The 13584-nt window shown below is 35.4% G+C and carries 15 protein-coding genes; 12 read left to right on the forward strand and 3 right to left on the reverse strand.

Translation table 11 applies throughout. From position 1 onward, the window contains the following. The first annotated feature begins 120 nt into the window (after window positions 1-120). The 11 genes from OL225_RS05470 to OL225_RS05520 all read left to right on the forward strand — a co-directional run bounded on the left by OL225_RS05470 (window position 121) and on the right by OL225_RS05520 (window position 8792). A complete protein-coding gene (locus OL225_RS05470) occupies window positions 121-516 on the forward strand; it encodes a DUF1398 domain-containing protein (RefSeq protein ID WP_264517557.1) in 396 nt (131 codons plus the stop codon). 131 nt (window positions 517-647) lie between these two features. Continuing rightward, window positions 648-1325, forward strand: coding sequence for a DUF2490 domain-containing protein (locus tag OL225_RS05475; RefSeq protein ID WP_052184772.1), 678 nt, complete (start codon window positions 648-650; stop codon window positions 1323-1325). Window positions 1326-1401: 76 nt separating this feature from the next. Then, window positions 1402-2406, forward strand: a complete 1005-nt coding sequence (locus OL225_RS05480; protein WP_264517558.1) for a bestrophin family protein — start codon at window positions 1402-1404, stop codon at window positions 2404-2406. Window positions 2407-2528: 122 nt separating this feature from the next. Then, entirely contained in the window at window positions 2529-4142 is a 1614-nt protein-coding gene (locus OL225_RS05485; protein ID WP_047378062.1) for a Na+/H+ antiporter, read from the forward strand. 140 nt (window positions 4143-4282) lie between these two features. Continuing rightward, entirely contained in the window at window positions 4283-4708 is a 426-nt protein-coding gene (locus tag OL225_RS05490; RefSeq protein WP_264517559.1) for an SRPBCC family protein, read from the forward strand. 3 nt (window positions 4709-4711) lie between these two features. Then, on the forward strand, window positions 4712-5218 hold the full coding sequence (locus tag OL225_RS05495) for a GNAT family N-acetyltransferase (protein ID WP_047378060.1): 507 nt from the start codon (window positions 4712-4714) through the stop codon (window positions 5216-5218). Next, window positions 5215-5598, forward strand: a complete 384-nt coding sequence (locus OL225_RS05500; RefSeq protein WP_264517560.1) for a VOC family protein — start codon at window positions 5215-5217, stop codon at window positions 5596-5598. Before OL225_RS05495 ends, OL225_RS05500 begins: the two co-directional genes overlap by 4 nt. Window positions 5599-5633: 35 nt before the next feature. Further along, window positions 5634-6656: a glutaminyl-peptide cyclotransferase gene (locus tag OL225_RS05505; RefSeq protein WP_047378058.1), complete on the forward strand. Its 1023-nt coding sequence runs from the start codon at window positions 5634-5636 to the stop codon at window positions 6654-6656. Between the two features lie 93 nt (window positions 6657-6749). Further along, window positions 6750-7712: a hypothetical protein gene (locus tag OL225_RS05510; protein WP_264517561.1), complete on the forward strand. Its 963-nt coding sequence runs from the start codon at window positions 6750-6752 to the stop codon at window positions 7710-7712. Between the two features lie 27 nt (window positions 7713-7739). After that, entirely contained in the window at window positions 7740-8354 is a 615-nt protein-coding gene (locus OL225_RS05515; protein ID WP_002977952.1) for a deoxynucleoside kinase, read from the forward strand. Window positions 8355-8441: 87 nt separating this feature from the next. Beyond that, window positions 8442-8792 carry an ArsC/Spx/MgsR family protein gene (locus OL225_RS05520; protein WP_047378056.1) on the forward strand — a complete coding sequence of 117 codons (351 nt, stop codon included), beginning with the start codon at window positions 8442-8444 and terminating at the stop codon, window positions 8790-8792. A gap of 48 nt (window positions 8793-8840) precedes the next feature. Here the strand turns inward: OL225_RS05520 and OL225_RS05525 are convergent, their stop codons facing one another. From OL225_RS05525 to OL225_RS05535, 3 genes are all read right to left on the reverse strand, one after another. Then, the gene (locus tag OL225_RS05525) at window positions 8841-9311 is read right to left on the reverse strand and encodes a hypothetical protein (RefSeq protein WP_264517562.1); all 471 of its coding nucleotides are present in this window, start codon (window positions 9309-9311) and stop codon (window positions 8841-8843) included. A 65-nt stretch (window positions 9312-9376) separates the two neighbouring features. After that, window positions 9377-9682 (reverse strand): DUF493 family protein, encoded by a 306-nt coding sequence (locus OL225_RS05530; protein ID WP_047378055.1) that lies wholly within the window; start codon window positions 9680-9682, stop codon window positions 9377-9379. Between the two features lie 40 nt (window positions 9683-9722). Then, window positions 9723-10394 (reverse strand): DUF4197 family protein, encoded by a 672-nt coding sequence (locus tag OL225_RS05535; protein WP_264517563.1) that lies wholly within the window; start codon window positions 10392-10394, stop codon window positions 9723-9725. A gap of 365 nt (window positions 10395-10759) precedes the next feature. Between OL225_RS05535 and OL225_RS05540 the strand changes: the two genes are divergently transcribed. Continuing rightward, a complete protein-coding gene (locus tag OL225_RS05540; RefSeq protein ID WP_264517564.1) occupies window positions 10760-13576 on the forward strand; it encodes a SusC/RagA family TonB-linked outer membrane protein in 2817 nt (938 codons plus the stop codon). Window positions 13577-13584 lie beyond the last annotated feature (8 nt).

Genomic DNA, 13584 nt, shown 5'->3' on the forward strand with positions numbered 1-13584 from the left:
CATTGTCGGTTTTTTTATTTGATATCCATTTGCATCCCAAAAATTTTTAAATTTGATGGAAAGAGTATATCAGAATAATAAAATGATAGAAGATTTTACATTTAACACAAAAAATATAAAATGATGAAATTTACAATTGAGGACATTAAAACCGAGCATCAGAAAGTGAAAAGCGGCGCTGATTTTCCTGCCTATATTCAGACTATAAAAAAGTTAGGAGTTTCTCATTATACAACATACGTCTCTGACGGAAATACAGAATATTTTAATCAGGAAAATCAATCTGTCCAGACGGGAAGCAAGTATCGTCTACTTACTGTTTCAGGAAAATTAAATCTTGAAAACTTTAAACTGAGGCTTAAACTTCACCAGCAGGGAGGAACAGATTATATGACTTTCTGTAATGACTGTGCAGAAAACGGCGTCAATGGCTGGAAGATGGATCTTCATGCAATGACCTGTACTTATTTTGACCGAAATGAAACTAATGTACTGACAGAAAAGGTTCCAGAATAATCTTTTAGAAAATGCCGGATAGAAATTTTTGCATTCGGTTTTCTGTAAGTCATGTTGTGAAATAGTATTTGCTATTATTGATTTAAATTATTAATTTTGTTAAAAACGATAGATAATAGTAATTAGTAAGCATGAGAAAGGTTTTTACGAAGTTGGCATTCACAGTATTAGGTTTTGGGTCCATATTGACATTTGCTCAAAAAAATGATCTGGGAGCATGGTATATGTATTTTGGAAATAATAAAATCAGTAAGAAGCTGAACTGGCATAATGAAATTCAGTACCGTAATTTTGATGCGGTTGGAGATCTGGAACAATTACTTATCCGTACAGGAATTGGATATGATCTTACAGAAAATAATAACAATGTTTTATTAGGATATGGTTTTATTCTGAGTCAGCCTTATGTAAACGGAGAGAAAAAAGAAAATATAGAACATAGAATTTTCCAGCAGTATATTACCAAGCAGAAATTTGGACGTTTTTATCTTCAGCACCGTTACCGTTTGGAAGAACGTTTTCTGGAAGATGATTTCAGGATGAGGTTTCGCTATATGCTTGGGGTAAATATTCCGATTACTCAAAAAGAGATGTTGCCAAAAACCCTTTATGCATCTGTATATAACGAGATATTTCTGCACTTCGACAGTCCGGTTTTCGACAGAAACAGAGTGTATGGAGCTTTAGGATATGTCATTAATAAAAATATGAGGATTGAAGCAGGTTATATGAACCAGATTCAGGAGAACAGAAACCGCGGGCAGATTCAGATTGGTTTTTATAATAATATTCCATTTACCAAAAACTGATCGTAACCGATGCTGAATGCTTGATGAAAGCCATTATTTGGAAAATAACAATAATAAACACAAAAAATAAACACCTATGCATTCAGGAAAAAGATTTGGAGCCCGTGAGTTCATTATCTGGACCAGACGCAGTATTTATGCTCTGGTTGTATTATCAGCTATTCCTACAGTTCTGTACTTTCTGGGCTGGAAATTTCTCTCAGTTCCGTGGCAGCCGATTGCTATTATGGGAACAGCTGTAGCCTTTATTGTTGGATTTAAAAATAATGCCAGCTACAGCAGACTCTGGGAAGCAAGGCAGATCTATGGAGCCATTATCAATGACAGCCGTAGCTTTGGATATATTCTGAGAGATGCACTGCTTTCCAAAGATTCGGGTAAGGTAAAAGAAATGTTTCTTCGTCATTATGCATGGCTTACGGCTTTGAGATTTCAGCTACGTGAACCAAGAGCATGGGAAAACATGGGGACAGATCAGTTTGATGAATATGCTAAAAAGTATGATATTCCGGAGAGACTTTCCAAACTGGATGAAGAATTGAAAAAATACCTTTCTGAACCTGAGCTTCGGTATATTTTAAGCAAAAAGAACAGAGCAACGCAATTGATGGCAAAACAGAGCAAAGCGCTGTCTGAAGCCTATGAAAAAGGAGATCTCAATGATTTTCAATGGACACAAATCAATCAGCAATTGGTAAAGTTTACAGATAATCAGGGAAAAGCTGAAAGAATTAAAAACTTTCCGTATCCAAGAAACTTCTCTTCAATCACGACTTATCTTTTGCTTTTATTCATTGTTTTCGTGCCTTTCGGATTACTGAAAGAGCTTGATAAATTAGGAGACGGAACCATAGTAGAAGGGTGGACATTATGGTTTAATATTCCATTTTCTTTACTGGTGACCTGGTGTTTTCATACCTTAGATAGTGTAGGGGAGGCTTCTGTAAATCCATTTGAGGGAAGTCCCAATGATGTTCCAATCACTCAGATCAGCCGTACTATAGAAATTGATATGAGAGATATGCTGGATGAATCTGATCTTCCGCCAGCCATTACTCCAAAGAATAATATTGTGCTTTAATTCTATGATCTATCAGTAGAATTGTAAAGCAAAAAGGATTTAGACTTAGAGTATAAATGAAACCTTATAGGTTTGGATATGATTTTTAAATAAAAAATAACACTTAAAAAAACTTACTTAAAATGATTCACAGCTATGTTATAATATCCATTGCAGTACTGCTGTCTGTGATGATATTGGTAATGATCGGCCAGAAATTAAAAGTCGCTTACCCGATTTTTCTTGTGATTGCAGGATTGCTCATAAGCTTTGTGCCGGGAATGCCACGTATAGAAATAGAACCTGATCTTGTTTTCCTTATTTTCCTGCCGCCTATTTTGTTTGAAGCCGCCTGGTTTACTTCATGGCAGGACTTTCATAAATGGAGAAAACAGATTTTTTCGATGGCTTTTGGATTGGTGTTTTTAACATCCATCGTTGTGGCTTATCTTTCTTCTTCAATTATTCCGGGGCTTACGGTAGCAATGGGATTCTTGCTGGGAGGTGTCAATTCTCCACCGGATGCTGTAGCGGCCACTTCGGTGCTGAAGCATATGAAAATTCCTAAAAAAATCACCAATATTCTGGAAGGGGAGAGTCTTATCAATGATGCATCCAGTTTAATTGTGTTTAAGTTTGCCCTTGCAGCGGTTATTTCAGGACAGTTTATCTGGAGAGATGCTGTTCAGGATTTCTTTACGATGGCTATCGGAGGAATTGCTGTGGGAGTGGCGGTAGGTTTTTTATTTGGTGCATTGCTTAGAATTATTCCTACCAATTCTAATATCGATACCATTATTACCCTTATTGTGCCGTATATTATGTATGTGGGAGCGGAGCATTTCCATTTTTCGGGAGTACTGGCAGTAGTGGCCGGAGGATTACTGATGTCTTATAATTCACACTGTTATTTGAGCCATACCTCAAGGATACAGTCCGGAAATGTGTGGAGTGTCTTGATATTCCTGATGAATACAATTATTTTCATTCTGATAGGCCTTGAACTTCCTATCGTAGTGGAAGGAATGAAAGAATACACTATTTCAGAAGGTATTTTCTACAGTGTAGTAATTGGTGGAGCTATCATCGGTACAAGAATTCTGTACAGCTATGCGTTGATGTATTTCCCAAGAGTCTGCTCTAAAGAATTAAGGTTAAAAGTTCCGAAACCGGATTGGCGGGAACCATTTATCATCAGTTTTGCGGCTATGAGAGGAGTTGTTTCACTGGCTGCGGCATTATCAATTCCTGCATTTTTACCAAACGGAGAGGCATTTCCACACAGAAATATCATTTTATTTGTAACTTTCGTTATTATATTGATTACGCTGGTTGGGCAAGGATTATTGCTGAGCCCAATCCTGAAATTATTGAATATTCAGGACGCAGGAAGTGAATTGCCGGAAGAAAAACAGGAAGTGATCCTGATGCGAAAATTAAAAGAAACAGCGTTACACAAACTGGATAATGACTTTTCTGAACTGGCAGTTACAAACAGCTTGGTACGTCATCAAAAGCATAAGCTGGAAAATGAAATGATGCTGATGGCAGACAAAGCCCAGTGTATGGCCTCTACAGGAGACTATGTATCGGCAATCAATGAAAACAAAGATGTATTGCGCCAGATCATTCAGGCACAAAGAAACGAGCTGCACAGAATGAAAAGAGAAAAGATATTTGACGACCATGTGATGAGAACCATTGAAATGCAGCTGGATTTTGATGAAGCGAAGATCACCGGATTTTCACATGGATAATTAAAATTTTAAAAATAAACCACAAAAGTCACAAAAGTTTTTACAGATGCAGGCTCATCTTAGTCTAAATTCTTTTGTGACTTTTGTAGTTAAAATATCTCAGACAAAATGTTTAAATTTAAACATGCTAAACCAATCATATGAGCACACCAATCACTGTTCAGTACAAAATAAATGCGCCGGCTGAAAAAATATGGAAAGCATTGACCAATAAAAATGAAATGAAATCCTGGTATTTTGATATCCGGGATTTTGTATTAGAAATAGGAAAAGAATTTAATTTCTACGAACCTGGAGGGGAAAATAAATACCATCATCAGGGTGAAATTTTAGAAATAATACCCAATCAAAAACTAAAACACACATGGTCATATCCTGATTTTTCAGCGTTAAAAACCGTTGTAACCTGGGAATTATTTCCCGAGGACGGACAGACTCTTGTAAAACTTACTCATGAAGGAATTGAAAACTTCAAAGACTTAGGAGAAGGTTTTTCAAGAGATAATTTTACCCAAGGCTGGAATACTATTTTAGGACAAAGTTTAAAAGAATATGTAGAAAAGTAGACCATGATTACATTAAAACCCTTTACCATTCAAGATGCACCTTTGTTGATTTCAAAAATAGAAGATGAAAGAATGCTTCTTCAGTTTGCCGGACCCGTATATCGTTTTCCGCTTACAGCAGAACAGCTGGAAACCGATTTGTCTGATGAAAACAGAACCTTGTTTTCGATTACGGATCACAATGGAACTACTATTGGCCATGCTCAGATTTTTTTAAAAGAAAAGACATTTCTGCTGGGAAGAATTCTGATCTGGGATGAAAACAACAGAGGAAAAGGCTATGGTAAAAAAGTAATGCAGGAACTTCTGAAATATGGTTTCACTCATTTTGATAAAGAAACTGCAGAATTGAACGTTTATGACTGGAATACCGGAGCTATTGAATGTTACCGGAAAGTAGGTTTTGCCTTTGATCCTGAAGTGAAGAGTGAAGCGAAGATTGATACAGAAACCTGGACTTCCCTTAATATGAAAATCCATAAAAATACCTTTGAATTACAGGAGTCATGATACAGTTTACTGCACTTCGTCCTATTCTCTGGACAGAAAATTTTGATGAGACCATAGGGTTTTATATGCATATTCTCGGGTTTACCCTAATGGACAGGAATGATGATTGGCAATGGGCCTCGCTTCGTAAAGATGAAATATACATCATGCTTTCTCGGCCTAACCAATATGAAAAAAATATTTCAATCGGTTTTTCCGGTTCATTGTATTTTAATGTAAATAAGGTGGATGAGCTTTGGGAAGACCTTAAAACAAAGGCCAAAGTCTGCTATGAGATTGAATCTTTTGAGTGGGGAATGAGGGAATTTGCGATCTATGACAACAACGGTTATATACTACAATTTGGTGAACCCATAGATAATATTGGCAATACGGAATAAAATTTGCTATTTTTGGGGAAATATTTAGAAATTCAATGAAAAAAAATATAATAGCGGGTTTCGCAGCGATTTTATTACTGGCATCTTGTAACAAGAATAAAGAAATTCTTGATACACTGAACACTTATAATAATTCAATGGAGGCGAAAGGATACCATTTTGGAGATAAGCTTGAGCTTCCGAAAGAGGTAACGGAGAATGCAGAAAGTGTAACCATCAGCTTCGGAGATAAAGAAACAACAGATTTAACCGTTGATCCTAAATTTTTTACATTAGGTGATAATGCTGTTACCTTCAACGTTAAAACAAAAGGAGGAGAAGTACTGAATCAGGATGCAACCATCAATGTATTTGCAAAAAATCCTGAAAAAAATATTCCCTACCAGATTGTAGCAGAATATCCCCACGATCCTAAAAACTTTGTACAGGGTTTCCAGGTAGAAGGAAATACCATTTATGAAAGTGACGGTCAGAACGGATCTTCCCAGATTCTAAAATATACATTGGGAACTACAACTCCGCTTGCTTCTACCAAACAGGCCAAGGAAGACTTCTCTGAAGGAAGTACCATTGTAGGGGATAAAGTATATCAGCTGACATGGCAGAGCAAAAAGGGGTATGTCTATGATAAAAGCTCTTTGAAACTGCTTTCAGAATTTGCTTATCCCAATGTGTTGGGTGAAGGCTGGGGACTGACGTATGACGGCAAAAACCTGATTGCTTCTGACGGAAGTAAACTTTTATATTTCCTTGATGTCAATAACCCCTCAAAACTGATTAAATATATCGCTGTTGCCGGTAGTGCTCAGGCTTATGATCAATTGAACGAGCTGGAATACCATAACGGATTTATCTATGCCAATGTATGGCAGAAACCTATTATTTTAAAAATTAATCCAGCCAATGGTGAAGTAGTGGGAACTTTTGATTTCACGGAAATTGCCAAACAGAACACGAAAGGAAGTGATGATGTATTGAACGGAATTGCTTTCAAAGGCGATAATATGCTGGTAACAGGAAAGAACTGGCCGAAAATTTATGAAGTTGTAATTAAATAAGAAAAAGTTTAATAACAATTTCTATCTGAATAAAATAAAGTATGTAAATTGGTAGCGTTCCATGAGGAACGCTATCTTTAGTAAAAAAGAATTTTGAGATTACTATATCTGATATTGACTTTTGCTTTCTGCACATTTTCTGCGCAGAATATCATTCCTTTAGATACTTTAAAATTGAAGGAAGCTAAAGATATGCTTGCCGATGACTACGGAAATCTGTATATCTATAAAAACAAAGATTTTAGTTTTACCAAATATGATTCTTTAGGAAAGCAGATTGGAAAAATGATGCTTACTGTTCCCTATAAAGTACAGAACGTACAAAATCCCCTGAATGTACCTTTATTCTCTGAAAACGCTCAGGAAATGAAGTTTGTAGATCAGAATATGAATGAAATTCAAAAGCTTGATTTTAAGCAGAAATTTGGTTTCATCAGAATGGCCTATGCCGAAGATCTGCAGCAGCTGTGGCTTTTGGATGACAGTACAAAACGGTTGATACAGTACAATTTCAGAAATGATACCACGATTAACTCATATCCTTTTGATATCAGTTTTGAAGATATGATGGATATGCTGATCTATGAAAATAAGGTCTATATTTTAACAAGAAAACATATCAGGATTTACAGCCTGAAATTTGAAAAACTTTTTGAAGCCCCTTTAGAAAACGGAAAACGCTTTAGAAGAGAGAATGATGCAATCCTTGTTGTTGCCGGTAATTTCATTTCACAATATGTTCCGGAAAAAGGAATGACCACCATTTTTGAAGATCAGGAAGCACAAATTGTGGATAAAAACATCCTCTCTTATTTTGCAATCAAAGGGAACAAACTCTATCTTTACAGCCTTGAAAAAGTAAAGAAAGCCAAACAGCAAAAACAGCTCGAAGCTCAGCCGGAGTCTCTGCAGCAGTCTACAGAAAAACCAGTAGAAAAGACTGAAGAAAAACCTGATGAGAATACAGTAGAGAAGCCTTCAGACAATACCTTACAGAAATTGATTGAAGATACTTCTAAAGTTCAGACTGAAGCAATCGAAAAACTTATCAACTAATCAGTAAATACAAGGAAAAAGAATATTATGCATATTGCAGTTACAGGAAACATCGGAGCAGGAAAAACAACTTTGACAACGATGCTTTCCAAGCATTACGGATGGGATGCACAATTTGAAGACGTAGATCATAATCCTTATCTGGAAGATTTTTATTCAGATATGAGTAAGTGGAGTTTCGCATTGCAGGTTTATTTTCTGGGAAGCAGGTTCCGTCAGGTAAAGGAGATCAGAGAAAGTGGTAAAAACATTATTCAGGATCGTACTATTTACGAAGATGCCCATATTTTTGCGGAAAATTTAAATGATATGAATCTTCTTTCAGACAGAGATTTCAATAATTACTCCTCGGTTTTTGATCTGATGAAGTCTTTTGTATCAGCTCCGGATTTACTGATCTATCTGAAATCTGATGTTCCCAATCTGGTTAAAAAAATCTATAAAAGAGGACGTGAATATGAAGCCTCTATCAGTATTGAATACCTTTCAAAGCTGAACCAGAAATATGAAAAATGGATTTCCAATTATACAGAAGGAAAACTTCTGATTGTAGAAGTGGATGATCTTGATTTTGTAGAAAAACCGGAAGATTTCGGATTTATTCTGGAGAAAATTGAAGCAGAACTTCACGGATTGTTTTAACATACTTTTATCAGAATATTAAGACAGACTCAGTTGAATTCTTCCTAAATTTGTTGAAGAGAATTAAATTTTTTGAATAATTATATCATGGTAGTTAAAGTTTTACATAACGGGAATTGTTCAAAATCAAATGCCGTACTCGAGTATCTTGACGAAAATGGAGTGCCTTTTGAGATCATTAATATCATTGAAGATCCGCTAAGTATTCTTGAAATCAGAACCGTATTGAAAAAGCTTAACCAAAGTGTTTTTCATATCATCCGCAAAACAGATAAGCTGTATATTGAGAATTATGCAGATAAAAATTATTCAGAAGAAGAATGGCTGAAGATTCTCTCTGAAAATCCATCTCTGATACAAAGGCCAATCCTGGTAAAAGGCTCAGTTGCCATGTTGGGAAGGCCAATTGAAAATGTAAAATTCTTTATTGAAAAATAATAAATACATCAATAAAAAATCCGTTCTGTAAAAGAGCGGATTTTTATTTTATTGGTTTTTTGTTTTCTCAGTTCCATTGATTGCATTATATAAAGCTTTGAGTTCTTTTGGTGGGTGGCCGGAATCAAAACTTGAAGAAGTGTACTCTTTTCCATTGGAAGTAATAATAATGGAAGCGGCCATTGCACGGTCAGAATGTCTGCCTGTGGTAGGGGACTTAAGATCTGATATCTTAGACAAGTCAAGAGTTTGTGCAAGCCGGGAAACAGCTTTCCATTCAGCAGAAGATATCTTAGCATTAGCGATCTCTTCGTTTGTATTTGTTGTCTTTGATGAAGGAGTAAAAAGAATGCTCTTACTGAACCCTCTTGTTCTTTCCGCTAACTGAATCTGCTCAATTTTTTGTTGCTGCACTGCTGTGTTGATATTCGTTATTGTATTTTCACTATTATTTTTATGAACACAGCTTGTTGCAGATGTGATTAAAATAATATTAAACAGGATCAATTGGATTTTCATAGTGTTTTTATTTATGTTTTAAATAATAAAAAACCGCTTCATTACTATGAAACGGTTTCTGTTTTTTACAATAGAATAACGCCTTCTATTTTTGCTACTTCTTTATAAATATTCACAACCTGATCTGCATCCAAAACAAATGCATTGATGTTGCAGGCAGTGTATTTTCCATTTTTACTTTCGCGGTTTCCCAGTGTAAATTTAATGCCGTCAAAAACTCTGTATATTTCAGTAAGTTTTGACTGGTCTGTAGGAATAATAAATTTAAATAAATAATCTTCCGGAAAATCATGATGACCTTCCAGTTTATCCTTTAAAGACTTGTAAAAATCTTCAGGATTTGCGTGTTGATTTCCTTGTAATATATCCATCTGCAATTATTAATATAATATAAATATAACGAAATTTCTCCTATTTTCCAAATGGTCCCAGAAGAGATTTGGAGTTCTGATGCTCGTAATCTTCAATGATATTGAATAACCCGTTTACCAATTGTTCAGAAGCCAGCTGGCTCAATCCACCTGAATTGACCGTGTTTTTATTTCCGCCTAAAAGACTGCCCAGAAGATTGCTTCCCGATAATGCGGTGTTGATGGTTTTTACAATCCCGTATTCATTCAGTTTCTCATCTACTTTGGGAGCGATGGCTGAAATAAGCTGTTGAGATGTTTTTTCTTTCAGAACCTGTGTTGCAGTAGTGCCCTGCATAATTCTAGTTACATCCTGAGCATTCAGACTATTGACAGCTCCTTCCAGAATAGGTTTTGAAGTATTTACCGTATATGCTGCTGCCTGTGCAATATAATCTCTTTCTTTAGCAACCAGCGACGGAGCAACCTTTTCCAGCATAGAGTTGATGTCTCTTAGCTCTTTGGGAAGCGCTTTGTCTACCATATTATTCTGCAGAAAGGCCTCCTTGTTTCCGTAGATACCCATTCCTTTATCAATACCATTAAGCAGAATTCTTTTAATAATAGAAAGCCCCATGTCTGATGTGGCCAATGTTGTACATGATTGTACGCTGGTGGTAATAACAGCACCGGTTCCTATAATAAGAGCGGCTGCAATGATATATTTTTTCATTGATTTTTATTGTTTATTTCTAAATGCTTTTTTCTCAAAAACTGCACCAAAGGTAATTACTATTCTCTATTTAACAAAATATTAAATTCAGACCCGGATTTGGTGATTTTTTACGTTAAAAATGTTAATTTATGATTAATAAAATGTTAGATAATTGATAATAATTTTAGTTATAAAATTATAAAATTTAAACATTTGTCAATTTTCATATAATAAAATGCTGTAATTTTTAAATATTTAAGATAGTTTAACATTGTACAATATTTTTTCTATTTTTGGCTAATGTCTTTTTTTGAGATTTTAAATAACTCCACTATTTAGAGACAGGTACAAAATTGAATTTATTTGAATAAAATTGAAACTATATGAAACAAAGTAATTTAAAGTATTCATGTCTCATTGCTGTTTTGTACTTCGGTATGAACGTCAATGCTCAGACTACTCCAAAAGATACTACTGCTAAAGAGCAGAAGATCGAGGAGGTAGTTTTGATCGGATATGGATCTCAGAAAAAAGAAAACGTTACGGGAAGTATCGGAATGGTTTCTGCAAAGGACCTTGCTGATAAACCGAACGCTAACCCAATAAGTTCAATACAGGGTAAATTATCTGGTGTACAGATTTTGAATTCCGGGACTCCGGGAAGTTCACCGAGAGTAGATATCAGAGGGGTAGGTTCCTTGACTGGTAAAACAGTATTCATCGTTGATGGAATGATCACTGATGACATCTCTTTCCTTGGTCCTCAGGATATCGAATCTATGAGTGTATTGAAAGATCCTTCCAGTTTAGCAATCTTTGGTGCAAGAGCTGCTAACGGAGCTGTGATTATTAAAACAAAAACAGGAAGAGGTAAACCAATATTTAATTTCAATTCTTATCTTGGAATCAAGAAGGTTACCAATGTTCCAAAAATGACCAATTCTGATCAATACATTGAGCTTTATAATGAAAAGCTGATGAATGATAATGGGAATCTTAATGGTGCACTTTCCAGGGCAAATTTTCCTGCAGATACAGATTGGTTTAAAGAAATTTTCAGAACAAGTATCATTAACTCTAATGACTTTTCAGCTTCAGGAAGTTTAGGTAAACTTAATTATTATGCAAGCATAGGAAATCTTCAGGATGAAGGAAATATTGCTGCAGGACAAGGTATCAATTCCGGATCAGGATTTAACAGACTTAACACTAAGTTAAACCTTAGTTATAAGATCACTGACAATCTTACCATCGGGAATAATTTCACATTCTCTAAAATGCGTACCGATCAGGCAAAAAATCCTTTATTGAACGCCTATAATGCACCTCCTATTTTCTCTGTGATGAACCCTGGTACAGGAGATTATCAGTTCTTTAACGGGTATTCTATTCCAAACCCACGTGCTGTATTAGATTTATACCGTTCTCAGAACAGACAGGAAAGATTATTGAACAATGTCTGGGCTGAATATAAATTCCTACAAGATTTTACTTTAAGAGTAAGTTATACAACAGATAACTATAATACAAATCTTTACGAATATACACCTACATTTAATTATGTTCCTGTTTCTGATCAGAAGCCTAATAAACTGATTACAAGAGATTCAAGAAACAGAAATTATATTTGGGATAATACATTAAGCTGGAAAAAATCATTAGGAGATCATAATCTTGAAATTCTTGCTGGTTTCTCCAGAACAAGAAATTCCTATTCTCAGACTTATTTAGAAGCACTTAACGTTAATTATGACGGGACTAATGCTTCTATGAATATTTTCAATGGGACTAATATCATTATGATTGATAAGGACGTAGAAGGATATGATGTAGTACCTTATCAGGACAGAATTGAATCTATGTTTGCAAGAGTTAACTATGATTATAAAGGAAAATATCTGATAAACGGATCTGTTCGTAGGGATGGTACTTCAAAATATTCATCAGGAGACAGGCATAGAGTATTCCCTGCGGTAAGTGCCGGATGGGTGATTTCCAAAGAAGACTTTATGAACAATCAGAATGTATTCAGTCTTTTGAAGTTAAGAGCAAGCTGGGGAAAACTGGGTAATCCGGATGTAACAAGAGCTTATACCTTAAGAACTACAATCCTTAAAGAAGGTGCCTACTATGGAAATTCAGGAGCTCCTGCACAGACTATTGACAGAGTAATTGATCCAAACATTGGCTGGGAAACTACAACGGGTAGAGATATTGGTTTAGAAATGGGTTTATTCAATAATAAATTGAAAATTGATGCAACCTATTTTGATAAAGATACTAAAGACGTAGTTTATGGTGTTGTACAAGGAACGGTTTCAGGTGCAAGCAACTGGAAAAACTTTATTACCAATGCGTATTCATTCAATAACAGAGGTTTTGAAGTTTCTGTAAATTATGATACTAAAATTTCAGATAAGGTAAAGTTAGGAGTATATGGTAACCTTACCACTCTTAAAAATAAAATCACATCAGTATATGAAGGTTCATACCTTGAGACAGGAGCAAGTTTATTTGGAAACTCTATTGTAAGACTGCAAAACGGACAGCCAGTAGGAGCATATTATGGATATGAGGTAACAGGTGTATTCCAAACGGACGCAGAAGCAGCCGCATCTGGCCAAACCGGAGCAAAAGCAGGATGGCTTAAATTTGCAGATATGGATGGAAACGGAGTTATTGATACCAGAGATAAAACGTTCTTAGGAAGCCCAATTCCAAAAGGAACTTATGGATTCGGAGTTAATTTAAGTGTTCATGATTTTGATATTGCTGTAGACTTCCAGGGGGTATTCGGTAACAAAATTTATAACTACAACCGTGAACAGCGTTATGGAAATGAAAACTGGGATCTTGATTTCTATAACAACAGATGGCATGGTGCAGGAACATCTAATGCATATCCAATGACTACCAACAACCAGTCTGTTATTCTTCCAAGTAGTTTCTTTGTAGAAGATGGAAGCTATTTCAGAATCAGAAATATTACTGTGGGGTATAACTTACCTAAAGATTTCGCAAAATCTTTATTGCTTACCAAATTTAGATTGTATCTAAGTGCTCAGAACCCTTGGACAAGTTTTAAATACACTGGATTCTCTCCGGAGATCATGAATACGGACAGAGTGCAAATGGGGGTTGATAATAATATTTATCCAATTTCAGCCATTTATACAATCGGTATGAACTTAACATTTTAATTAGAAGA

This window comes from Chryseobacterium viscerum, from assembly GCF_025949665.1.
GTDB classification, from domain to species: Bacteria; Bacteroidota; Bacteroidia; order Flavobacteriales; family Weeksellaceae; genus Chryseobacterium; species Chryseobacterium viscerum_A.